Origin of the sequence: Allostreptomyces psammosilenae (assembly GCF_013407765.1) — a bacterium.
Classification (GTDB): domain Bacteria; phylum Actinomycetota; class Actinomycetes; order Streptomycetales; family Streptomycetaceae; genus Allostreptomyces; species Allostreptomyces psammosilenae.
In genome coordinates, this window is the sequence record NZ_JACBZD010000001.1 from 1,838,568 (window position 1) to 1,860,732 (window position 22,165).

Here is a 22,165-nt window from a genome sequence, read left to right on the forward strand (position 1 = left end):
AACGCGGGCGCGGCCCGGTGCGTCAGTCGAGCGGGAGGGCGTGGTGGACGCGCCCCGGGGAGGAGATGCCATGGTGCTGGTGCGGGAGATCCGGACGGACGATCTTCCGGCGGCGGAGCGCTTCGCCGCCTGGCACGCGATGACGGCCGAGGCCCTGCTGCCCGGCGTGCTGTGCACCCCCCGCCGTGACCTCGGGGACGACCTCCGCGCGAGCGCGCGGGTGCTGGAACTCGGGGCGGTGCGGGTGTCCGCGCTGAGCTATCCCCCGCTGGAGACCCGCCGGACGCCGCGACCGACCGGGCGGTCGGAGCCGGAGTCCTGCCAGCTGATGCTGAACGTGCGCGGCGGGCGCCGGATCGTCCAGGGCGGCCGGGACACCACGATCGGCCCGGGAGAGCTGACCTTCTTCGACGCCGCCCGTCCCTGGCGCGGCTGGGCGGGTGGGGACGCGCCGCTGGTGGAGGGCGTGATGGTGCGTTTCCCGCGGGCGCTGTTACCCCTGCCGGCGCGGTCGATGGACCGGTTGATCGCCGCGCGCCTGTCGGGCCGGGAGGGCGTCGGCGCCCTGCTGGCCGGCTTCCTCCGGCAGCTGACCGACGGCGCCGCCCGGTTCCGGCCGGCGGACGGCGCGCGGCTGGCGGGTCTCACCGTCGACCTGGTGGCCGCGGTGTGCGCCGAGGCGCTCGACGACGCCCCGGGCACGGTGGCGCCGGACAGCCACCGCCGGGTGCTGCTCACGCGCATCCACGACTACATCGAGCGCCACCTCGGTGATCCCGGCCTCGGTCCGGCCGGCATCGCGGCGGCCCACCAGATCTCCGTCCGGCACCTGCACGCCCTCTTCCACGAGCAGGGGATGACGGTGGCCGGCCGGATCCGCCAGCGGCGGCTCGAACGCTGCCACCACGACCTGGCGGATCCGCGGTTGCTCTCCCGCCCGGTCCACGCGGTCGCCGCCCGTTGGGGGTTCACCGACGCACCGCACTTCAGCCGGGTCTTCCGGGCCGCCTACGGCATGTCGCCCAGCGACCACCGGGCCCTGGCCTGCCGGCACCGGGACGCGCACGGATCGGCAAGCGCCGGGCGCTGACGGACAATGACTCCCCGGCCCGCGACTGGCACGCTGGCAACGCGAGGGGGGACACCGGGCACCGTGCCGGTGACGACACGGTGCCCGGTGGGAACACCCGGACTCCGGCGGGCTCGCCGGCGCCTGTTCAGCCGAGAGCGCCCGCGGCCCGCAGGATCCCGGCGGCCCGCAGGGTCCCCACCGGGCGGCCCCCGCCGAGCACCGGGGCGGTCGCGAACTCCTCCAGCGCTTCGGGTGCGATCCCGCACCGGGCCAACGCCGCCGCGGTCACCGGCATGCGGGCGCGGTCCCCGCCGTCGGCGATCTTCACGCCGACGGCCCGCCCGTCCGGCAGGGCCGCGACCTGCACGCCCTCGAAGCCGTCCTTGGCCAGCAGGCCGGGAACGGCGCGCATCAGCCGGGCGACGTCCCGCCCGGTGCCGGAGACCGCCTCGGGGTGGGACCGCATGGCGTCCGCGACCCGCGCCAGGTCGGTGCCGGGGGCGGCGGAGGCGATCCGGGCCACCGCCCGGGTGAGGCCGTGCAGGGAGACGGCGAACAGCGGCGCGCCGCAGCCGTCGACGCTCACCCGGGCGACGCCCTGGCCGGTGAGGTCCTCGACGGTCTCGGCGACCGCCCGCTGCAGGGGGTGCTCCGGCGCGAGGTAGTCCTCCAGGGACCAGCCGCGCACCCGGGCGGTCAGCAGCATCGCCGCGTGCTTGCCCGAGCAGTTCTGGGCGAGCCGGGAGGGGCCGAGCCCGCGGCGCAGCCACTCCTCCCGCTGTTCGGCGCCGTACGGCAGGTCGGGGGTGTTGCGCAGGTCGTCCTCGGTGAGGCCGGCGGCGCGCAGGATGCTCCGGGCTCCGGCGAGGTGTCGTTCCTCGCCGGAGTGGCTGGCCGCGGTCAGCGCGAGCAGCTCGCCGTCGAGCGGCAGACCGGCGCGCAGCAGGGCGACCGCCTGGACCGGCTTGAGCGCCGAGCGCGGGTAGAACGCCGCCTCGACGTCGCCGGCCTGGAACTCCACCCGGCCGTCCGGCGCCAGGACCACCACCGAGCCGTGGTGGACGCCCTCGACGATGTCCGCCCGGACCAGGTGGGCCACGGGCACGTGCCCGGGTTCCCGGATGGCCGGCGGCGCCGCGCGGCGCGTGTCGGGCTCGGCGTCCCGCTCCACCCGGTGCGCAGGGGAGGGCCGGCTCATCGGCCGCCCTCCGACGCGTCGCCCTGCCGCACGGCGGTCACCCGGCCGCGCACCGCGAACCAGCCGGCGACCAGGGCGGCCACGATCAGCGGGAGGCACATCACCGTGACGCGCCCGGGGCCGTCGTCCGCCCACATCAGCACCAGCACCGAGGCGAGGAAGGCCAGGGTGACCAGTTCCGTCCACGGCGAGCCGGGCAGCCGGTAGCCGGGGCGGGTGACCAGGCCGGCCCGCGCCCGCCGCCAGAACAGCAGGTGGCAGACCATGATCATGGCCCAGGTGCTCAGGATGCCGATCGCGGCGAAGTTGAGCACGATCTCGAACGCCTCGCTCGGCACGACGTAGTTCAGTCCGACGCCCAGCACGCAGACGAGCGAGGTGAGCAGGATGCCGCCGTAGGGGACGTGGCTGCGGCTCATCACGCCGGTGAACCGCGGAGCGGAACCGGACAGCGCCATCGAGCGCAGGATCCGTCCGGTGGAGTACAGGCCGGAGTTGAGGCTGGACATCGCCGCGGTCAGCACCACCAGGTTCATCACTCCGCCGGCCGCCGGCACGCCGATGCCGGAGAGCACGGTGACGAACGGGCTCTCGCCGGCCGAGTAGGCGTTCCAGGGCAGCAGCACCGACAGCAGCACCACGGAGCCGACGTAGAACAGGGCCACCCGCCACATGATGGAGTTGATCGCCCGGGGCATGATCTTCTCCGGATCGCGGGTCTCGCCCGCCGTGACGCCGACCAGCTCCACCGAGGCGTAGGCGAACACCACGCCCTGGACGACGAGCAGCATCGGCAGCACGCCGGCGGGGAAGATCCCGCCGTGGTCGGTGATCAGTGCCGGCCCGGGGGTGTGGCCGTCGACCGGCTGCTGGGTGACCAGCAGGAAGATCCCGATCACCATGAACAGGGTCAGCGCGCCGACCTTGATGATCGCGAACCAGAACTCCAGCTCGCCGAAGATCCGCACCGAGATGAGGTTGACCGCCAGCACCACGGCCAGGGCGAGCAGGGCGATCACCCACTGCGGGACGTCGGTGAACATGCCCCAGTAGTGGGTGTAGGTGGCGACCGCCGTGATGTCGGCGATCCCGGTGGTGGCCCAGTTCAGGAAGTACATCCAGCCGGCGGTGTACGCCCCCTTCTCGCCGAGGAACTCCCGGGCGTAGGAGACGAAGGCCCCGGAGGACGGCCGGTGCAGGACCAGCTCGCCGAGGGCGCGCACCACCAGGAAGGCGAACACGCCGCACACCGCGTACGCCAGGGCCAGCGAGGGGCCCGCGCCGGCGAGCCGTCCGCCGGCGCCCAGGAACAGGCCGGTGCCGATGGCGCCGCCGATGGCGATCATGCTGACGTGCCGGGACTTCAGGGACTTGCTGTAGCCCCTGTCGCCCGCGTCCACGTGGGCGGCCGCTGGTGGCCGGAGTTCTTCCGCTTGCCGGAGGGTCTGTTCGCTCAACGCCGGTGTCCGTCTTCGGTGGGGGGAGCCGTGCGCGCGGGCCGCACGATGGAGGTGAGGGTGGTGCCGACGCGCTCCAGGTGGTGCGCCATGGCCTCCACCGCGTCGCGTTCGGATCCGTCGAGGATGGCCTCGACGATCGCCCGGTGTTCCCGGTTCGACTGCTCGCGGCGGCCCCCGAGCTCATTGAGGAACGCCGACTGGTGGGCGAGCGCGTCGCGGATCTCCTCGATGATCCGGCGGAAGACCGGATTGCGCGCCGCCTGCGCGACCGCCAGGTGGAACAGCGTGTCCATCGCCACCCAGGCGAGCGTGTCGGTCTCGCGCTCCATGCGTTCCAGCAGGTCGGAGAGGCGGTCGAGGTCCTCCGGGGTGCGCCGGGCGGCCGCGTACCCGGCCACCGGGATCTCCACGTGCCGCCGCACCTCCAGCAGGTCGCTCGCGGTGTAGTCGCCGAACGTCGGATCCTCGACGGGCCCGGCGGAGACCACGAACGTGCCCTTGCCGGTGCGCGAGACGGTCAGCCCCATGACCTGGAGGGCGCGCAGGGCCTCGCGCAGCACCGGGCGGCTGACCCCGAGCCGGCGGCAGAGTTCCGCCTCCGAGGGCAGCTTCCCCCCGACGGGGTACTCACCGCGTTCGATGGCGCCACGGAGGTGGGTGAGGACCGACTCCATGGCGCTGACGCGCCTCGGCACCGGGAACCCACCTGTCTGGCTGTCTGACAGGTTCACTCGGCGGATCCTGAGGGCCCGGGGCGCCCTTGTCAAGGACGCCCCGGGCCGCCGACCGGCCGCCCCGGCTCCCGGAGGGCTCAGCCGGTCCGGACGTCCTGCGTGGCGGCGCCGCCGGCCGTGTGGGCGGGAGTGGGGGCGTCGCTGGGGGCGGGGGATGGGGCGGGGGTGGGGATGGGGGCGGGGCGACGGGCGAGCTCGGGCAGCAGGGTGACCGCTCCGAGCACCGCCAGGCCGGCGCCCAGCCACAACGGGGCGCGCAGGCCGAAGGCGTCGAGGGTCGCCCCGCCGACCGAGGAGCCGATGATCACGCCGAGGGTGATGAAGGAGGAGTGCACCGTGTTGACCAGCGGCCCGGCGTTGCCGGCCCGCTGGACCCTGGTCACCATGGCCGGATTCATGGTGACCCCCACCAGCCCGATGCCCATCATGAACGTCACGGCCGGGACGGGGAGGTGCGCCCAGAGCGCGAAGCCGACCAGGAAGGACAGGTTCAGCAGCAGGCCGGCCAGCTGGACGCCGATGGCGTGCCGGTCGGCGAGGCGTCCGACGACGGTGTTGCCGACCACGGTGGCGGCGCCGTAGGCGACCAGCAGCAGCGGGACGGTTCCGGCGGCGAACCCGGTGACCTCGGTGAGGATCGGGTTGAGGTAGCTGAACGCGCAGAACGTCGCGCCGATGATCAGGGTGCTGGTGGACAGCGCCAGCCACAGCCGGGGGTTCCGCCGGAAGACGCCCAGCTCCCCACGGACGCCGCCGGCGCCCTCGGCGCGCTCCAGCCGCGGCACGCCCACCAGCGTGCTCAGCGCGGCGAGCACCGCGAGGACGGAGATCGCCCAGAACGCCGCCCGCCAGCCCAGGCGCTCCCCGATCAGCGTGGACAGCGGCAGGCCCAGCAGGGTCCCGAGCATCAGCCCGTTCATGGCCGCGGCGATGGCCCTGCCCCGGATCTCCGGGCGGGTAAGCCGGACGCACAGCGCGATGGCGACCCCGAAGAAGGCCTGCGAGGCCACGCCGGTGATGATCCGGGCCACCAGCATGACCCCGTAGCCGGCGGCGGTGGCGGCCAGCACGTTGCCGACCAGGAAGATCGCGAACAGGGTCAGCAGCGCCGGCGTCGGTCGGGCCCGCGCCACCGCCATGGTCAGGAAGGGGCCGCCGACGGCCATGGCCACCGCGAACGCGGTGATCAGGTAGCCGATCCAGGGGAGGGGGACGTCCAGCCCCTCGGCCATCTGCGGCATCAGCCCGGCGACCACGAACTCGCTGGTCACCATGGCGAAGATGCCGAAGGCCAGCACGTACACAGCGCGTGGCATGGTGCTCCTTCGGGGTGTGTGCACTCGTTTTGGATTGATCGGTTCAAAATCTGGACGTGCGAAGCCCGCGGCGCCGCCGGCGCGTCGACGCGTCGGAACGCCGGGTGGGCACCGCGTTTCAGCGGGTCAGGGCGTCAGCGGGGCGGTGGTCAGGGCGTCAGTGCGTCCATGGCCGTCGCCGCGATGGACTCCATGGCCGCCCGGTCGGCCCCGCCCTGGCCGGCCACCCGCATGCCGGCGATCACCGCGTTGAGGAAGCGGGCGAGCGAGTCGGCGTCCCGCGCGGAGGCGATCTCGCCGGCGCGCTGCCCGCTCTCCAGCACCACCCGCAGCGCGGTCAGCCGACGGGCCGTGTCGCGTTCCAGCATGCGGTCCGCCTCGGCGTCGCGCCCGGCCAGCTCCACCGTGGTGTTCACGGTCAGGCAGCCCAGGCTGCGCCCGTCCCGACGGTTCTCGAACTCGCGGTCGATGATCTGGGCGAACAGGGCGCGGACCCGCTCCAGGGGCGACCGCTCCTGGTCCTCCAGCACCGCGAGCTGCGCCGCGGTCATGGCCTCGATGTAGCGGGCCAGCGCTCGCCGGAAGAGGTCCTGCTTGCTGCTGAAGGTGTTGTAGATGCTGCTGCGGCCCAGGCCGGTGGCGTCGCACAGGTCCTGGGTCGAGGTGGCCTCGTAGCCGTTCGCCCAGAAGGCGCGCATCGCCGCGTCCAGGGCCCGCTCCTCGTCGAAGGTTCTCGGTCGGGCCATGGCGGAACCATAGCATGTTCTGGAACGACTAGTTCAAAACATTTCCATGCGTGCGGCCGGCGCCCTCCGGGGGCGATCACCCGCCCCGGGACGCCGGGTGCCGCAGAGGCCGGCTAGTAGTGCAGGGCCCCGTGCTCCTGGGGGTTTTCCAGATGGGCCTCGGAACCGGGGAAGAACAGGGTCTCCTTGTCCTCCCCCTCCCAGCGCACGTAGTACGGGGGAGACCCGTCCGGGTGCGCCAGCCGCACCACCTCACCGCGTCGACGGTGCGCACCGAGGTGCACGGGCTCGACCACGATCCAGTCTCCGACATGAACTCCCATGGCGTCGCTCCCTCTCACAGGCCGGTGACGACCGGGATGCCTTCGGGTTCCGCCAGTCTCCTTCGATGGTATGCCGCCGGCCCGAAGACCGCAGAGCCCGCCACTGGCCTGTTGACCAGGGGGTTTGGAGTTTTCCACAGGGCCGCGACGCCCTCTTGCGCGGCCGGTTGGGCATGGGTTACCCCTGGTGACCAGGGGGGTTCGGAGTTTTCCACAGGGCGGGAGCGCCCTCTTGCGCGGGCGGCCCCGGCCTGCTTTACGGGCGGGCCGCCGGCCATACCGGGTGCCGGCCCGTCCCAGCCCGGCCTGGCGCACCGCCACCCGTTCCGCCGGGCGTGCAGCGGCGACGTCAGGGCGCGGCGGGCGGGTCCGGGGTGAGCCGGAACACCCGGATGCCGCGTCCGGACCGCGTGGCGTAGGTGTCGTACGCCGGCCACTGCTCCGCCATCACCTCCCAGGCCCGGGCCCGTTCGGCGCCGGTCAGCAGGGTGGCGCGGACATCGACCACCCGGCCCCCGACCGTCACCCGCGCCCGCGGGCACGCCAGCAGGTTCCCGGACCAGGCCGGGTGGTCGGAGCGCCCCCAGTTGGAGCCGACCACCAGGTAGCCGCCCCCGTCCTCGGCGTAGATCAGCGGCACCGTGCGTTCCCGACCGGTGCGCCGCCCGCGCGTGGTGAGCAGCAGCGGGTGCATGCCGTGCCGCCCGACGAGCATGGTGCGGCCACGGGAGACGCGCTGGACCAGCCGGTCCACCCGCCACAGCCGCCGACCGACGGCGGCGAACCACCCCCGGTGTCCGAGCCGGCGCGCCAGGGCCGCCACGCGTCGTCCCACCGTGCCCCGCCTCCTCCCGCCACCGGCGCCGGCGCCATCCGTCCGGCCCCGGCAGCCTTCCCGGGCCGCGCCCGCCTACACGGACGATCAGCCGTTCGCCTCGGCGCCGCGCCCCGGCCGTCGGCGGCTCACGGGAAGGTGGCGAGGACGGAGCCGTCGGCGGCGTAGGCGGTAACGGTGACGCGGGCGTCGGGGTCGGTGCCGGGCGGGGGGAGTTGGTCGCTGTACACGTGGTAAGCGGCCCAGCCGGGGGCACCGGGGAGGGTGATGACCTGCGCCTCGACGGTGACGCCCTGGGAAGCGAGGGTGACGCGGTGGAGGTCGCCGTCGCCGCGGTAGGCGCCGGTGAACAGGGTGCCGTCGGGGCGGGCGAAGCTGCGCAGCCCGATGGTGTCCTCGGGAACGTTGCCGTCGGTGATCTTCCTGCCCTGCTCCAACTCGGGCATCTCCGGGTCGACGATCACGTGCTCGTCCTGTGCGGTCAGCCAGACCAGGAAGCCGCCGCCGGCCTCGATCCGCTCTCCAGGCCGGACCACCCGCGGGAGCCCCGCCGAGGTCTCCTCCCCGGCGGGGGGAGGGGGCGATGATGCCGGGGCGGCGGGCACCACGACGCTCTCCGCCGGGTCCTGGCCGGAGAGCACCAGCGTGCCGGTGAACCCGAGGACAAGCGCGGCCGACGCGCCGACCACCACGCCCAGCAGCGCCCGGCGCCGCCGCCGGACGACCCGCCCGCGAACCAGCATCTCCCGCAGTGGAGGGGGACCGACCGGCAGGTCGGCGGTCAGCGCCTCGCGCAGTGCCCACCCGGTCCGCTCGTCCTCCTCCCATCCCGGCCGCTCCCCCCAGGACCGGTCCGCCTCCCCTGCCGAGGCCCGATCGGGCGAACGATCCCCGTGGATCATCGTGGCTCCTCTCCCGGCCCGGCCCCCGCCCGGCCGCCGGTGACCGGCACCAGCTCGGCCAGTGCGCCGTCCTGGCGCAGCTTCGCCAGGCCCCGGGACGCCTGGCTCTTCACCGTCCCCACCGAGCTGCCGAGCACGGCCGCGGCCTGGGTCTCGCTCAGGTCGGCGACGTAACGCAGGATCACCGCCTCGCGCTGCCGCCTCGGCAGCCGGCGCAGCGCCGACAGCAGCACGCTACGCCGGTCGGTCTCGTGCGTGGGATCGGGCTGGGGCGTGTCCGGGATGCGCGTGGTCAGCCACTCGCGCAGCCGGGCGCGCCGCAACCGGTCCACGTTGGCGTTGAGCACCATGCGCCACACGTAGGCGTCCGGGTTGTCGGCGCCGGACACCCGGCCCCACCGCGCGTAGGCGTTGGCCATCGTCTGCTGCACCAGGTCCTCCGCGTCGTGGTGGTTTCCGGTCAGGGCATAGGCCGTGCGGACCATCCGGGTCCAGCGCGCGGCCACGAAGGAGCTGAACTCCTCATCCGCCTGGGTCTGCACTTCGGTACGGTCCTCGGTTCGCCGCGGGTCGAATGCCGTCGTGCGCGGGGGCCGCCGCCCCGACCGCCCCCGGACGGGGACGGTCGGGACGGACGGCCTGGATCCGCGAGGGCGGTCGGTTACGGGAGGGTGGCGAGGACGGTGCCGTCGGCGGCGTAGGCGGTGATGGTGACGCGGTCGTCGGGGTCGGTGCCGGGCGGGGGGAGTTCGTCGTTGTGGAGGTGGTAGGCGGCCCAGCCGGGGTTGCCGGGGAGGGTGATGACCTGGGCCTCGGCGGTGACGCCCTGGGAGGTGATGGTGACGCGGTGGAGGTCGCCGTCGCCGCGGTAGGCGCCGGTGAACAGGGTGCCGTCGGGGCGGGCGAAGCTGCGCAGCCCGATGGTGTCCTCGGGGACGTTGTCGTCGATGATCTTCTTGGCCTGTTCCAGGTCGGGCATCTCCGGGTCGACGACCACGTGCTCGTCCTGCGCGGTCAGCCAGACCACGAAGCCGCCGCCGACCTCGATCCGCTCACCGGGCTGGACCACGCGCGGTGCGGCGGCGTTCTTCGCCTCGGCGCCGGCGTCGGCACCCGCCCGCAGGGCGGTCGCGGCCGCCGGGGCGGCGACCGGAGCCGCCGGGCCGGAGGCGTTGGCGGTGGCCCCGCCGGCGACGGCCAGGGCGCCCACGGCGACGGCGCCGACCAGCGGCAGCGCGATCCGGCGGCGCGAGTTCGGTGTTCCGGCGGTGCGCCTGTGTGCGTTCACGATCTCTCCAATGACGGTTGGTTTGGTCCGTAGCGGTGTCGCCGTCTGCCGGGCCACGCGTTGCCCGAGCGGCGTCCGTTCCGCCGGGAACGGCGCCCGCCCTGCTCCCGCGCGTCCGCGGGAGCACGACCGCTCGGCGCCGTTCCGCCCTCCAGACGGAGCGCCGGCCGCGGACCGTTGCACCATCCGCGCGACATTCTCCGAAGCCCCCCCGGCCACGGCGGTCGCCGCCCGCGGCGCCAGGGGGGCCATCATGGAGGGCATGTCGCGACGTCGTGCCCGGCCGCAGCCGGCCCCCACCACCACCCCCACCGACTGCCCCTGCGGTCTGCCCGCCCGGTACGCCGACTGCTGCGGACGGCTGCACCGCGGCCAGGCCGCCCCGACCGCGGAGCTGCTCATGCGCTCCCGGTACAGCGCCTTCGCCGTCCGCGACCGCGCCTACCTGCTGTGCACCTGGCACCCGGACACCCGCCCGCCCCGCCTGGAGCTGGAGCCCGGGCTGCGCTGGCGCCGCCTGGAGGTCCTCGCCGCCACCGACGGCGGCCCCTTCCACACCGAGGGCACCGTCGCCTTCCGCGCCCACTACACCGACCGCGGCGGCGACGGCGTCCTCGAGGAGCACAGCCGCTTCCTCCGCCACGACGGGGCCTGGGTCTACCTCGACGCGCTGACGATCGGCTGAGCGCGGCCCCGGCGGCGGGGCGCACGCCGCCGGGGCGCGCACGGGGCGGGGTGACCGGCCGTCAGAGGCACCGTTGACGCGCGTAGAGCGTCCCTGCATGCTTACAGGCCAGTAGATGTCGCACCGCCGCCCTGTCTCCCCCTCATGAAGGACGTCCCATGCGACTGTGGCGCCTCACCCGTGGACCGGTCACCGCCCTGACCGCCACCGGGAGCCTGCTCGCCCCCGCCCTGCTCGGAACGCTCGTCATGTCGCCGAGCGCCGCCGCCTCCCCGACCGTCCCCGAACCGGCCGCCGCCTCCGCCGTGGCTCCCGTGTCGGTCGGGGCGCCGGTCGACGACGGCCGCGAGGTCACCTTCCACGGCTACCGGCTGACCGTCCCCGCCGACTGGCGGGTGGTCGACCTGACCGAGGATCCGACCGCCTGTGTCCGGTTCGACGTCCCGACGGTGTACCTCGGTCACCCGGGCGCCGACCAGAACTGCCCCGCCGGCCTGCGCGGACGTACCGACACCGTCCTGGTCGAGCCGCTGGACGCCACCTCGGCGCCGCGGGTGGCCGCGCACGCCGCCGTCCCGCGCGCCGGCCAGGGCGCGCCCGCCGTCCCTCCGCTCTCCCGTGGCGGCGAGCTCCAGGTGGCGGTGGAGGACGCCGGGGTGCTGGTGACCGCCACCCACGGCGACGACCGGGGCGCGGTGCTCGACGTCCTCGACGGGGCCCGCCTGGTCCCCGGCGGCCGGCGCGTGGCACTGGACACCCTCACCGAGCCCTCCGCGCGGACGTCCGCCGCCGACGGGATCGGCACCATGGCCGTGGTGCCCGGCACCTACGTCGGCCAGGGCTTCGACGCCTGCGCGGCGCCGTCCTCCAGCGCCATGCAGGCCTGGCTGTCCTCGCCCTACCGGGCCGTCGGGGTCTACATCAGCGGGTCGGTGCGGGCGTGCGCCCAGCCCAACCTGACGGCGGGATGGGTGTCCGAGCAGACCTCCGAGGGCTGGCGCCTGCTGCCCATCCACGTGGGCCGGCAGGCCCCGTGCAACAGCTACTCCTCCGAGGTCTCCACGGACCCGGCCACCGCGCGGACCCAGGGCCGCGCCGCCGCCGACGAGTCGATCGCGGCCGCCGCCAACCTGGGCATCCAGGCCGGCAGCGTGCTGTACAACGACATGGAGGCGTACGACAACACCAACACCACCTGCTCCCGCGCCGTGCTCAGCTACCTCGACGGCTGGACCGACCGCCTCCACGAGCGCGGCTACCGCTCCGGGGTGTACTCCTCGGCCTCCTCGGGCATCCGCGACCTGTCCAACAACTACAACTCGACCACCTACACCCGGCCGGACCACATCTGGTTCGCCTGGTGGAACGGCGTGGCCAACACCGACGCCGGCTCCTACGTCCCCGACTCCCAGTGGGCCAACCACCAGCGCGTCCACCAGTACCGGGGCGACCACAACGAGACCCACGGCGGCGTCACGATCAACATCGACAGCAACTACCTCGACGTGAGCACCTCCACCGGCGGCGGGGTCAACCTCGACTTCCCCTCCTACACCACGCTGAGCACCGGCTCGACCGGCGCGCAGGTCAGCGCGGCGCAGACGCTGCTGAACGCGCAGGGCTTCAACGCCGGCACGGTGGACGGCGTCTTCGGCTCCGCGACCGCCACCGCCGTGCGCAACTTCCAGAGCGCCCGCGGCCTGTCCGTGGACGGCGTGGTGGGCGCCCGCACCTGGACCGCCCTGCTCTCCGCGGGCAGCACACCGTTGCTGGTCAGCGGCAGCACCGGCCCGGACGTGGAGCGCCTGCAGCGCGCCCTGACCGCGGCGCTGGGCCGCACCGTCACCATCGACGGCGTGTTCGGCTCGGGCACGCAGACGGCGGTCCGCGACTACCAGAGCAGCCGCGGCCTCTCCGTGGACGGTGCCGTCGGCGCGCAGACCTGGGGCGCCCTCCAGGCCGGCCGCTGACGGCGGACGGGGGTGGGGTGGCCGGGGGCGCCGGCCACCCCACCCCCGTCACCGCCGCGCGTCAGTGGACGCGTGCGCGCGGCGGCCGCCGGGTGGCGTTCACCACTGCTTGCCCACCGAGGTGGCGGCGGCCACGGCGCCGTTGGCCACGGTGACGGTGGCCACCCACTGGGCGGCGTTCGCGGCCTGGACCCGGTCGGTGTCCCGCGGGTCGACCGCGTAGGCGGGCAGCTCGGCCAGCTCCGGGTGCAGCGCCCGCTGCTCGGCGGTCAACCCGCCCGGCAGCGGGACGAGCCGGACGAGGCCGGCGTCCTCCGCTCCGGTGAGCCGGCCGTCGGCCACGGCGATGTCCCCGACCGGGTCGTGGCGCAGCTGCACGGTGGTGCCGGCGGGTGCGGGCGCGTCCCACACCACGGTGTCCGGGGCGATCCAGTGGGCGTCGGCCCGACCGAGGTCGAGGTCGCCCGCGCCGGTGGCCGGCGGCAGCAGGGGGCGTTCGCGGCCGTCGAGGAGCCACACCTGGCGGCCCGTCTCGGCGAAGTCCAGGACCTGGGTGCCCGGGAGGTCCCGTTCCTCACCCTTGTGCAGCACGTAGTCCAGCGAGTCGGCGCCGGGCAGCAGGGGCACCTCGAAGGTGACGCCGTAGCCGTCCCGGGAGACCGGTTGGAGCGGGGTCTGCCACGTGGTGGGACTGGCCGCTCCGGCCTCGACGTGCAGGCCCCAGCCGTCGTAGGCGCCGTCGTCGCGGTGGTAGTGGATGACGGCCGTGTCGACGGGGGGATCCGGCTGGGCGACGGGTGGTTCGGTGAGCATCTCGGTCGATCCCTGACGGATCCACACCTCGCCCGTCGCCGCGACGTCGATGGCGCGGTCCTCGGCCACGTCCTTGTCGCCCTGGCCGTCGACGACCAGGAAGCCGACCTGGTCCGCCCCGGGCTTGAGCGGGATCCAGGCGAAGGCGCCGTAGGCGTCGCGGCCGAGGAAGCGGTGGCCCTGGGGCCACGGGGTGGCGGCGCCGTCGGCGATGTCGCCCCAGGCGAAGACGCTCCAGTCCGCGTAGTTCCCGTCCTGGCGGGCGTAGTGCACCACCACGTGGTCGCGGGAGACCGCGGAGGGCGGGGGCTCCACCGGTTCCGCCCCGAGCACGGTCTGCCCGGTGGCGGAGGCCAGGGCGCCGGCGCCGTCCTCCACCACGGCCTTGTAGCGCACGGTCGTGCCGGCCGGGACACCGCTCAGGGCGTGGGTGATCCGGTAGGTGCTGCCCTGCCCGGAGGGGGCGTCGGCGGTGCCCAGCACCTCCCACTCGCCGTCACCGACGGCGGCGGCGAAGGTGACCCGCTGCGGGCCGGTCCCGGGAACGTCCGCCGCGACGGTGACGGTGCCGGTGGAGCCGTCGGCGGGCGCGGCCAGGGTGATGCCCGGCGCGGCGGCCGGGGCGGCGAGCGGGGCGGTGGCGCGGTACACCACGGCGGACAGGGCGGGCACCTGGAGGGTGACCCGGGTGTCGTCACCGGAGGTGAGCGTGGCGCCGGCGTCCGCGGCCGCCGGGTACAGCCGCCGGAACTCCATGCCGGCGGAGTAGGTGGGCACCTGGACGGTGCGCGCCTGGTCGGCGTTGTTGACGGCGACCAGGTACTCGACCGCCTCGCCCGAGGCGGCGTCCGGCTCGGTGCGGGAGAAGGCGTAGACCCCGGCGCCGTCGTCGGCGTACCGCTCGGTCTGGGTGCCGTCGCGCAGCGCGGGGTGCTCCCGGGTCAGCTCCGACAGGGCCTGGATCGTCCGGTACATCGGCGCGCCGGTGTCGTACCGGTCCATGGCGCCGCTGGTGCCGCCGAGCACCGGGTCGTCGTTGTAGTCGGCGACCTGGGAGGCGAACAGGCTCTGCCGGGAGTCCTCGGCCGTTCCGCTGCCGGTCAGGCCCTGCTCGTCGCCGCTGTAGACCACGGGCTGCCCCCGGCTGAGGAAGATCAGCTCGTGCGCCAGCCGGTCGCGGGCCAGCAGCTCGTCGCCGGTGGCCGCGGGGTCGTCCTGGACCAGGAGCCCGCCGAACCGCCCGATGTCGTGGTTGCCCAGGAAGGTGGGCAGTGCGTAGGCGTTGGTGTCCGCTGTGGTGTAGCGGTAGTCCTGGGCGAATACGTCGGCGAGGGCCCGCGCCGAGCCTCCCCGGGAGGCGTAGTCGCGCACCGCGCCCTGGAGCGGGAAGTCCAGGGTGGCCTGGAGCTCGCCCTCGGTGACGTAGCGCGAGGTGTTCGACGGGTTGGGGTCGTGCACCTCGCCGAACATGAAGAAGTCGTCATTGCCCTGGTCGGCGGCGTGCTGGCGGACGGCCGGCGCCCACTGCTGCCAGAACTCCATGTTGACCTGTTTGACGGTGTCGATCCGGAAGCCGTCGATGCCGACGTCCTCCACCCAGGTGGAGTAGATGTCGATCATGCCCTGGACGACCTCGGGACGCTCCGTCCACAGGCCGTCCAGGCCGTGGAAGTCCCCGCTCTCGGCGCTCTCGCCGATGAAGGTGGAGTCGCCGCGGTTGTGGTACATCGTCGGGTCGTTGAGCCAGGCGGGGCTCTTCGCGGCGGCCTGGCCGGCCGGGACGACCGGCGTGCGGGCGAAGGACTCCGTGTTCACCTCGGGGAAGGTCCCGGTGCCGGCGTAGTCGCTGTCGTCGAACGGCACGCCGTCGGCGTCGAGGTAGGGGTAGGCGCCCTCCGGCCGGTAGGCGCGGTCGCCCTCGGCGTAGTCGATGACGTCGGCGGTGTGGTTGGTGATGACGTCGAAGAACACCTTGATGCCGCGCGCGTGGGCCGCCTCGACCAGCTCCTCCAGCTCCTCCTTGGTGCCGAAGTGCGGGTCCACGGAGGTGAAGTCGGTGATCCAGTAGCCGTGGTAGCCGGCCGAGGCGTCCTCGCCGGTGCCCTGCACCGGGCGGTTGGTGAAGACCGGTGCCAGCCACAGGGCGGTGGTGCCGAGGTCCTCGACGTAGTCCAGCCGGTCGATCAGGCCGCGCAGGTCGCCGCCGTTGTAGAAGCGCTTGTCGGTGGGGTCGAAGCCGTGCTCCAGGGCGCCACCGGGCATGCCGCCGGTGTCGTTGCCGGCGTCGCCGTTGGCGAAACGATCCGGCAGGACGAAGTAGAACTGCTCCCGCGTCAGGTCGTGCCGGGTCGCCGCCGCGGCCAGGGCGGCGTCGGACGGGGGCGGTGGGAGCGCCTGGGCGGTGGCCCCGGCGGCCGGGACCGGCGGCAGCGGCAGCAGGGGGAGCAGCGCCCCGGCGGCGAGAGCCGTTAACCGGCGGGAGCGGCGGGACGAGGGCCGTCTGGTCACGGGGACCTCCTCATGGGTGGGGACTCGGACGCACCGGCCTCCCGCGACCACCGCGACAGCCCCTTCCCCCGGCGAGGTCCGTGCGAGGGACGCCTCGAAGGGCCGGCGCGATCATGATGCCATGAGCTTGCAGCAATTTTCCGCAAAGCAATTGACGGTGTGACGGATCCGTCCCGGGCGCGACGGGGCCCGGAGGGACGACGGCTGTCGACAATGTGACGTGGCGGCAACACGACATGGGGACAATGTGACTGCAGGGGCCACGGACCGCCGTGGAACCGGCCGGCTGGACCGCGGCGCCGCGGACGGCCGCCGGCACCGGGGCCGGAACCGGAGAGGAGTGCGCGCGTGCTGACGCTCGTCGGACTCGATGCGGAGACGGAACGGGTCTACCGGCAACTGGTCCGCCTCGGCTCCGGCTCCGTGGCGGAGCTGGCCGGCCGCGCCGGCGTCGACCCGGAGACCGCGCGCCACTGCCTGCGGGCCCTGCGCCGCCGCGGCCTGGTCTCGCGGGAGAGCGGGGCCGACGGCCGGCCGCCCGCGGAGGGCGCCGACGGCGCCGCCGCGGAACGGTACACGGCGGCCCCGCCCGCGGTCGCCCTGGCCGGAGTCCTGGAGCAGTACCGCCACGACCTGCGCCGCGCCGAACTCGCGGCGACCGACCTGGCCGGGCAGTTCCGCGCCGACGCCCCGCCCGATCTGCCGCACGAACTGGTCGAGGTGGTCGTCGGGGCCGAGGCGGTGCGGCAGCGCTTCGCGCAGATCCAGTCGGGGGCCGGCGAGGAGGTGCTGGCGTTCGTCACCGCCCGGCCGACCCTGGTCACCGGCGCCGAGAACACCGCCGAGGACCGCGCCGTGCGGCGCGGAGTGCGCTACCGCGTGGTCGTCGAACGGCCGGCCGTCGAGGCGCTGCGGGGCCGGGCCGGCGGCGAGCCCGCGCAGGACCCGGCGGCGGAGGAGCTGCGCCAGCTCCGCGTCATGGAGACGGTGCCCGGCAAGCTGGTCGTCGCCGACCGTCGGGTGGCGCTGCTGCCGCTGACCGACGCCACGACCGACGCGCGCGCCGCCGCCCTGGTGGTCCGGGCCCCCGCCCTGCTGGAGTCACTGGTCAACGCCTTCGAGGCGATCTGGAGCCGGGCCTGGCCGATCCCGGTCACACCGGACGGACGGGTCACCGTGGGGCGGCTGCCGGCCCGGCTGCCCGAGGACGGGCCGGACACCACCGACCTGCTGCTGCTGTCCCTGCTGATGGCAGGCATGACCGACGCCGGCACCGCCAGGCAGCTGGGGCTCAGCGAACGCACCGTGCAGCGCCGGGTGCGCCGCCTGATGGGCATCGCCGGGGTCACCAGCCGCCTCCAACTCGGCTGGGTGGCCCGCGACCGCGGCTGGGTCCCCTCCTGGCGCTGAGGACCACCACGACCCCCACACCCCCACGGGGCGCTGACGACGCCTCCCCTAACGAGCCGTCACACGCTACCGTCGGCCTGATCGCCCCCGCCCGGGGGCCGGCCGTCGGGGGAACCCATGCGTCGAACCGTGATCGGAGTCGTGCTGGCCGCGTCGCTGCTCGCCGGGTGCGGCGGCGACGCCGAGGCGCCGGCGGTGCCGGACGCGCCCGCCGCACCCAGCCCCGGCGTGTCCGGCGCCACCACCGCCGACTCGGCGCCGGTGCCGATCGGCGGCACCTTCGTCTGGCCGGAGGGCTTCGAGGCCACCGCGACCGTCGTCGGCGAGCTCCGCCCGGTCGGCGAGGAGGACGGCGCCGAGGGGGACGACGGATCGGACATCGCGGGCGGGACGGTCGACGCCGGCCTGCTGGCGGCGGCGCGGGAACGACTGGACGAGCCCAGCACCCCGCTCGGCCTGCGGGTGGAGCTCACCAACACCGGCGACGTCCCGCGCGACCTCGGCCAGGTGCGGCTGGACTGGGTGGGCGTCCAGGTGGGCGGCATGTCCGAGCCGATCACCGACGACGGGGCGCTCACCGGGGAACTCCCCCCCGGGGAGAGCGTGACCGGGCTGAGCGCCTGGCTCGTGCCCGAGACCGTCTCCGCCGGGTACCAGGTCGTGGTGTGGCTGGAGGACGGGTACCAGGGCCTGGCGGGCAAGTTCGCGGGGAGCGCGGACCTCCCGCAGGCGCCCGCGGAGGAACCGGACGGGCACCAGCACGAGCACGGCGACCACTCCGCCCACCAGGAGTGAGCGGCCGACGCGCCCGGCCCGCCCTCCGCGGCTCGCCTCCCCGGCCCGCCCTCCCCGGGGCGGTCCGCGTGGTCACCGCTACCGCGGGGCGACCCACGCGGTCACGTCGGCGTCCCCTTGGAGCACCAGCTCGGAGAGCACCACCGAGGTGGTGGTGTCGCCGAGCGCGGTGAGCTCCTCGACCACCTCCTCCAGGTGGCGGGCGTCGCGGACGGCGACCGTCAGCTCGTAGCAGTTCTCCCCGGTGACGTGTACACAGGACAGCACGTGCCCGATCGTCAGCAGACGCTCCCGCAACCGCCGCGCGTCCCGCCGCGACCGGTACCGCGGACGCAGCGCGACCCGGGCCTGGAGACCCAGGCCCAGCCGGGCCAGGTCCAGGTCGGCCCGGTAGCCCCGGATCACGCCGCCCTCCTCCAGCCGGCGCACCCGCTCGGCCACCGCGGGCCGGCTCAGCGACACCCGGCGGCCCAGCTCCGCGACGCTGATCCGGGCGTCCCGCGCCAACTCCCGCAGGATCCCCAGGTCGACGGCGTCGAGGTCCGGCGTTCCGACGGTGTTCAACGGCGATCATCTCCCTTTCGATCCCGCCTCGTCCAGCATGCCGTCACTATGGCATGCCGCGGCGGTGTCCCGCCGGCCTAGTGTCTGCGGCATGAAGGCGACCGTGCTGAACGACATCGGCGACATCCGGCTGATCGACGTACCCGACCCGGTGATCCGGGATCCCACCGACGCGATCGTGCGGGTGCGGCTGGCCGCCGTCTGCGGGTCCGACCTGTGGCCCTACCGCGGCCGGGAGGAGTTCCGCCCCGGCGACCGGATGGGGCACGAGTGGATCGGCACCGTCGAGGAGACCGGCCCCGAGGTCACCCGGCTCAGGCACGGCGACCTGGTGCTGGCCCCGTTCGCCTTCGCCGACGGCGTCTGCGCCGCCTGCCGGGGCGGCCTGCCCACCTCCTGCCGGCGCGGCGGCTTCTGGGGCGGGGCGCACGACGGCGGCCAGGCCGAGGCCCTGCGGGTCCCGTTCGCCGACGCCACGCTGCTGCCGGTCCGCGCCGCCGTCGACGACGCGCTCCTCGGCCGGCTGCTGCCGCTCACCGACGTCATGGCCACCGGCCACCACGCCGTCGTGCTCGCCGGCGTCCCCCGGGGCGGGAGCGTGGTGGTGATCGGCGACGGCGCGGTCGGCCTGTGCGCCGTGCTGGCCGCGCGCCGCGCCGGGGCCGAGCGGATCCTGGCCGTGGGCCGCCAGCCGGACCGCGCGGAGCTGGCCCGGCACTTCGGCGCGACGGCGGTCTTCGACGGCCGCGCCGCGGACACCGCCGGCCGGATCATCGAGCAGACCGGTGGCGGGGCGGCCCACGTGGCCGAGTGCGTCGGCGGCCAGTCCGCCCTCGACCTCGCCATGGCGGTCACCCGCCCGGGCGGCACCATCGGCTCGGTGGGCGTGCCGAACGGCGTCGACCGGGTGGACCTGTACCGCCTGTTCCGGTCCAACATCGCCCTGCGCGCCGGCGTCGCACCCGCCCGCGCCTACCTCGACGTGCTCGCCGCCGACGTCCTCGCCGGAGCCCTCGACCCCTCACCGGTCCTGACCGCGGCGTTCCCACTGACCGACATCGCCGACGCCTACCGCGCCATGGACCGTCGACGGACCGTCAAGGCCGTGGTCCGCCCGGACGGCAGCTGAACCCACCCGCCCGGTCCCCCGGGCTCCGCCGCCCTCGGCCGCGCCGCCGCCCCCACCGGCGGCGGAGCCGGGGGCGGAGAGGGCCGGCAGAAATTGTCATGAACGGATCTGTGCGGCCCGTCTTGTCAGCCCCTCCGGATGCTCCTAGAGTCCCCGCGACGGTCATGAGAGCGCTCCCACCACACCCGCACGGTTGAAGGGACGACATGAAACCTCCTCTACGCTCCGTCGCGATGGCCCTGTCCGTCGTACTGGGAACCCTGGCCGCCCTGCTGAGCACGGCACTGCCGGCCCAGGCGGACGTCCTCATCTGCGACCAGTACGGCAGCGCCACCGTCCAGGGCCGGTACGTTGCCCAGAACAACCGCTGGGGCACCAGCGCCACCCAGTGCATCAACGTCACCAGCACCGGCTTCCAGGTCCGTCAGGCCGACGGCTCTGTCTCGACCAGCGGGCCGCCGAAGTCGTACCCCTCGATCTACAACGGCTGCCACTACGGCAACTGCTCCCCGGGCACCAACCTGCCGATGCAGCTGAGCGCCATTAGCAGCGCGCCCAGCAGCATCTCCTACGGCTACGTCAGCAACGCCGTCTACAACGCCTCGTACGACATCTGGCTCGACCCGACCCCCAAGACCACCGGCGTCAACCAGACCGAGATCATGATCTGGCTGAACCGGGTCGGCCCGATCCAGCCCATCGGCTCCCGCGTCGGAACGGCCAGCGTGGGCGGCCGCTCCTGGGAGGTGTGGACCGGCAGCAACGGCTCCAACAACGTCATCTCCTTCGTCGCCTCGTCCGCCGTCGCGAGCTGGAGCTTCGACGTGATGGACTTCGTGGACGAGACCGTCCGGCGCGGCATGGCCCAGAACAACTGGTACCTCACCAGCGTCCAGGCCGGCTTCGAGCCGTGGCAGGGCGGCGCCGGCCTCGCCGTCAACTCCTTCTCCAGCTCGGTCAACGCCGGCGGCAGCGGGGGCGGGGACGGGGGCGGGCAGAACCCGAGCGGCTGCCGGGTCAGCTACACCACCTCGGTGTGGACCGGCGGTTTCACGGCCAACGTCGCCATCACCAACACCGGCTCGACCGCCATCGACGGGTGGCAGCTCGCCTTCGCGCTGCCCAGCGGGCAGAGCGTCACCAACGCCTGGAACGCCTCGGTGACCCCGTCCTCCGGCACGGTGACCGCCAGGAACCTGAGCGGCAACGGCCAGATCCCGGCCAACGGCGGAAGCCAGTCGTTCGGATTCCAGGGCACCTACTCCGGGACCTTCTCGGCACCCACGCAGTTCACCCTCAACGGAACCCCCTGCACCGTCGCCTGACCCCGGCGGCCCACCGCCGCCCGTCCGGGGCGCGGGGCCGGCCCTCCTCGGGGAGGGCCGGCCCCATCGGCGGTCAGCCGGAGCCGGGGGCGTCGACGAAGGCGGCGCCGACCTCCACCATCCGCTCGACCGCGTAGGCCGGGTCCAGCAGGGCCTCCGGGGTGTGGACGCCCGGAGGGACGGGCTCGCCGCGCAGACCGAGCAGCCGTTCGACGCCGAGGGCGACGCCGAGCGCGGTCAGCGGGCGCTGCCCCGCCGGGTGGACGAGGTAGCGGCCGGTGCGCAGCGGTGCGCCCGCCGCGTCCACCCCTTCGAGGTCGATCCGGAACTCGACGGAGGCGCCTTCGCCCCGGCGCCGGCCCGCGGACTCGCCGACGGCGAGGGCGAAGCGGACGTCCGGCGCGCCCGTCGCCAGGGCGAGGCTCGGCACGTCCAGGGTGGCGATGCTCTGGCCGGGCAGGACGGTGCCGTCGGCGCTGGGCACCTCCACCTGGGCGTCGGGGCCGGTGACCCAGGTGAAGACGCCGTCACGGCGCACCAGCCCCGCCGAGGTGACGGCGGACAGGCGCTCCAGGTCCGCCGCTCCCGCAGGCCCGCCGGTGTCCAGTTCGTCCAGCGCGGCGCCGATCCGGACGGTGTCGACCCGGTCGAACCCCCGGGCCCACTCCAGTGCCGCGAGGACGACGACTCCGGCGCACACGTGGCTGGCCAGCAGGATCGGCGCGGCGTTCGCCCGCTGCGCCCCCGCGACCACCTCCGGCGCGATGTCCACCAGGCCGCTGGAGAGGTTGAGGTACGGCAAGCCGTGCCGCTGGGCGTGGCGCAGCCCGTGCAGGTGGTCGTCCCAGAGCGCGGAGACCACCGCGGAGTGCTCCTGGTCGGCCGGGAGGCCGAGGTCGCCGCGCCGCAGATCGATGGTCACGGCGGTCGCGCCGCCGAGTTCGTCGGCCACCCGCCGTGCCCGGTCGAGGTCGCGGCCGGCGATCGTCAGCGGCAGCGTCGGGTGCCATCGGCGCAGCAGGGCGGCGGCCCCCGAGCCCGCCTGACCCGAGCCGCCCAGGATGAGTACCGATCGCGACTGTCCCACTGTGG

General features: G+C 74.6%; 20 protein-coding genes. 7 read left to right on the top strand and 13 right to left on the bottom strand.

The genetic code is table 11. The features are described from left to right. Nucleotides 1-70 precede the first annotated feature (70 nt). Entirely contained in the window at nucleotides 71-1,090 is a 1,020-nt protein-coding gene (locus FHU37_RS07330; protein WP_179813392.1) for an AraC-like ligand-binding domain-containing protein, read from the top strand. Nucleotides 1,091-1,217: 127 nt separating this feature from the next. Here the strand turns inward: FHU37_RS07330 and FHU37_RS07335 are convergent, their stop codons facing one another. The 10 genes from FHU37_RS07335 to FHU37_RS07380 form a co-directional block, all read right to left on the bottom strand. Beyond that, nucleotides 1,218-2,270, bottom strand: a complete 1,053-nt coding sequence (locus tag FHU37_RS07335; RefSeq protein WP_179813393.1) for an asparaginase — start codon at nucleotides 2,268-2,270, stop codon at nucleotides 1,218-1,220. Continuing rightward, nucleotides 2,267-3,727 (bottom strand): amino acid permease, encoded by a 1,461-nt coding sequence (locus FHU37_RS07340; RefSeq protein WP_179813394.1) that lies wholly within the window; start codon nucleotides 3,725-3,727, stop codon nucleotides 2,267-2,269. Before FHU37_RS07340 ends, FHU37_RS07335 begins: the two co-directional genes overlap by 4 nt. After that, a complete protein-coding gene (locus FHU37_RS07345; RefSeq protein ID WP_179813395.1) occupies nucleotides 3,724-4,461 on the bottom strand; it encodes a FadR/GntR family transcriptional regulator in 738 nt (245 codons plus the stop codon). Before FHU37_RS07345 ends, FHU37_RS07340 begins: the two co-directional genes overlap by 4 nt. Before the next feature lie 80 nt (nucleotides 4,462-4,541). Further along, nucleotides 4,542-5,780, bottom strand: a complete 1,239-nt coding sequence (locus FHU37_RS07350; protein WP_179813396.1) for an MFS transporter — start codon at nucleotides 5,778-5,780, stop codon at nucleotides 4,542-4,544. A gap of 149 nt (nucleotides 5,781-5,929) precedes the next feature. Continuing rightward, nucleotides 5,930-6,526 carry a TetR/AcrR family transcriptional regulator gene (locus FHU37_RS07355; protein WP_179813397.1) on the bottom strand — a complete coding sequence of 199 codons (597 nt, stop codon included), beginning with the start codon at nucleotides 6,524-6,526 and terminating at the stop codon, nucleotides 5,930-5,932. A 113-nt stretch (nucleotides 6,527-6,639) separates the two neighbouring features. Continuing rightward, nucleotides 6,640-6,849 (bottom strand): DUF1918 domain-containing protein, encoded by a 210-nt coding sequence (locus tag FHU37_RS07360; RefSeq protein WP_179813398.1) that lies wholly within the window; start codon nucleotides 6,847-6,849, stop codon nucleotides 6,640-6,642. A 349-nt stretch (nucleotides 6,850-7,198) separates the two neighbouring features. Continuing rightward, nucleotides 7,199-7,684, bottom strand: a complete 486-nt coding sequence (locus FHU37_RS07365; RefSeq protein WP_179813399.1) for a nitroreductase/quinone reductase family protein — start codon at nucleotides 7,682-7,684, stop codon at nucleotides 7,199-7,201. Nucleotides 7,685-7,812: 128 nt separating this feature from the next. Further along, entirely contained in the window at nucleotides 7,813-8,586 is a 774-nt protein-coding gene (locus tag FHU37_RS07370; RefSeq protein ID WP_179813400.1) for a hypothetical protein, read from the bottom strand. Further along, on the bottom strand, nucleotides 8,583-9,128 hold the full coding sequence (locus FHU37_RS28895) for a SigE family RNA polymerase sigma factor (RefSeq protein WP_179813401.1): 546 nt from the start codon (nucleotides 9,126-9,128) through the stop codon (nucleotides 8,583-8,585). The genes FHU37_RS07370 and FHU37_RS28895 overlap by 4 nt, the downstream gene beginning before the upstream one ends. A gap of 119 nt (nucleotides 9,129-9,247) precedes the next feature. Then, on the bottom strand, nucleotides 9,248-9,874 hold the full coding sequence (locus tag FHU37_RS07380; RefSeq protein WP_179813402.1) for a hypothetical protein: 627 nt from the start codon (nucleotides 9,872-9,874) through the stop codon (nucleotides 9,248-9,250). 262 nt (nucleotides 9,875-10,136) lie between these two features. On the opposite strand from FHU37_RS07380, the gene FHU37_RS07385 reads away from it, so the two are divergent. Further along, nucleotides 10,137-10,559: a YchJ family protein gene (locus FHU37_RS07385; RefSeq protein WP_179813403.1), complete on the top strand. Its 423-nt coding sequence runs from the start codon at nucleotides 10,137-10,139 to the stop codon at nucleotides 10,557-10,559. A 158-nt stretch (nucleotides 10,560-10,717) separates the two neighbouring features. Then, nucleotides 10,718-12,529 carry a glycoside hydrolase domain-containing protein gene (locus tag FHU37_RS07390; RefSeq protein ID WP_246449660.1) on the top strand — a complete coding sequence of 604 codons (1,812 nt, stop codon included), beginning with the start codon at nucleotides 10,718-10,720 and terminating at the stop codon, nucleotides 12,527-12,529. A gap of 99 nt (nucleotides 12,530-12,628) precedes the next feature. Here FHU37_RS07390 and FHU37_RS07395 read toward each other — a convergent pair whose 3' ends face one another. Beyond that, nucleotides 12,629-15,850, bottom strand: a complete 3,222-nt coding sequence (locus tag FHU37_RS07395; protein WP_179813404.1) for an alpha-amylase family glycosyl hydrolase — start codon at nucleotides 15,848-15,850, stop codon at nucleotides 12,629-12,631. Between the two features lie 348 nt (nucleotides 15,851-16,198). Between FHU37_RS07395 and FHU37_RS07400 the strand changes: the two genes are divergently transcribed. Beyond that, a complete protein-coding gene (locus tag FHU37_RS07400) occupies nucleotides 16,199-17,260 on the top strand; it encodes a helix-turn-helix domain-containing protein (protein WP_179813405.1) in 1,062 nt (353 codons plus the stop codon). 117 nt (nucleotides 17,261-17,377) lie between these two features. Beyond that, nucleotides 17,378-18,055, top strand: a complete 678-nt coding sequence (locus FHU37_RS07405) for a hypothetical protein (RefSeq protein WP_179813406.1) — start codon at nucleotides 17,378-17,380, stop codon at nucleotides 18,053-18,055. Nucleotides 18,056-18,133: 78 nt separating this feature from the next. Here FHU37_RS07405 and FHU37_RS28900 read toward each other — a convergent pair whose 3' ends face one another. Beyond that, nucleotides 18,134-18,619, bottom strand: coding sequence for an Lrp/AsnC family transcriptional regulator (locus FHU37_RS28900; RefSeq protein WP_179813407.1), 486 nt, complete (start codon nucleotides 18,617-18,619; stop codon nucleotides 18,134-18,136). Between the two features lie 91 nt (nucleotides 18,620-18,710). Between FHU37_RS28900 and FHU37_RS07415 the strand changes: the two genes are divergently transcribed. Next, nucleotides 18,711-19,748 (top strand): zinc-binding dehydrogenase, encoded by a 1,038-nt coding sequence (locus FHU37_RS07415; RefSeq protein WP_179813408.1) that lies wholly within the window; start codon nucleotides 18,711-18,713, stop codon nucleotides 19,746-19,748. Between the two features lie 206 nt (nucleotides 19,749-19,954). Then, a complete protein-coding gene (locus FHU37_RS07420) occupies nucleotides 19,955-21,073 on the top strand; it encodes a glycoside hydrolase family 12 protein (RefSeq protein ID WP_179813409.1) in 1,119 nt (372 codons plus the stop codon). 73 nt (nucleotides 21,074-21,146) lie between these two features. On the opposite strand, the gene FHU37_RS07425 is transcribed toward FHU37_RS07420, so the two are convergent. Then, nucleotides 21,147-22,160: a saccharopine dehydrogenase NADP-binding domain-containing protein gene (locus tag FHU37_RS07425; RefSeq protein WP_179813410.1), complete on the bottom strand. Its 1,014-nt coding sequence runs from the start codon at nucleotides 22,158-22,160 to the stop codon at nucleotides 21,147-21,149. Nucleotides 22,161-22,165 lie beyond the last annotated feature (5 nt).

Bases quoted from the DNA above. Each gene is read 5' to 3' on its own strand.
- FHU37_RS07420 (WP_179813409.1), top strand. From the start codon at position 19,955: ATGAAACCTCCTCTACGCTCCGTCGCGATGGCCCTGTCCGTCGTACTG.
- FHU37_RS07330 (WP_179813392.1), top strand. From the start codon at position 71: ATGGTGCTGGTGCGGGAGATCCGGACGGACGATCTTCCGGCGGCGGAG.
- FHU37_RS07355 (WP_179813397.1), bottom strand. From the start codon at position 6,526: ATGGCCCGACCGAGAACCTTCGACGAGGAGCGGGCCCTGGACGCGGCG.
- FHU37_RS07385 (WP_179813403.1), top strand. From the start codon at position 10,137: ATGTCGCGACGTCGTGCCCGGCCGCAGCCGGCCCCCACCACCACCCCC.
- FHU37_RS07350 (WP_179813396.1), bottom strand. From the start codon at position 5,780: ATGCCACGCGCTGTGTACGTGCTGGCCTTCGGCATCTTCGCCATGGTG.
- FHU37_RS07370 (WP_179813400.1), bottom strand. From the start codon at position 8,586: ATGATCCACGGGGATCGTTCGCCCGATCGGGCCTCGGCAGGGGAGGCG.
- FHU37_RS07360 (WP_179813398.1), bottom strand. From the start codon at position 6,849: ATGGGAGTTCATGTCGGAGACTGGATCGTGGTCGAGCCCGTGCACCTC.
- FHU37_RS07405 (WP_179813406.1), top strand. From the start codon at position 17,378: ATGCGTCGAACCGTGATCGGAGTCGTGCTGGCCGCGTCGCTGCTCGCC.
- FHU37_RS07415 (WP_179813408.1), top strand. From the start codon at position 18,711: ATGAAGGCGACCGTGCTGAACGACATCGGCGACATCCGGCTGATCGAC.
- FHU37_RS07335 (WP_179813393.1), bottom strand. From the start codon at position 2,270: ATGAGCCGGCCCTCCCCTGCGCACCGGGTGGAGCGGGACGCCGAGCCC.
- FHU37_RS07390 (WP_246449660.1), top strand. From the start codon at position 10,718: ATGCGACTGTGGCGCCTCACCCGTGGACCGGTCACCGCCCTGACCGCC.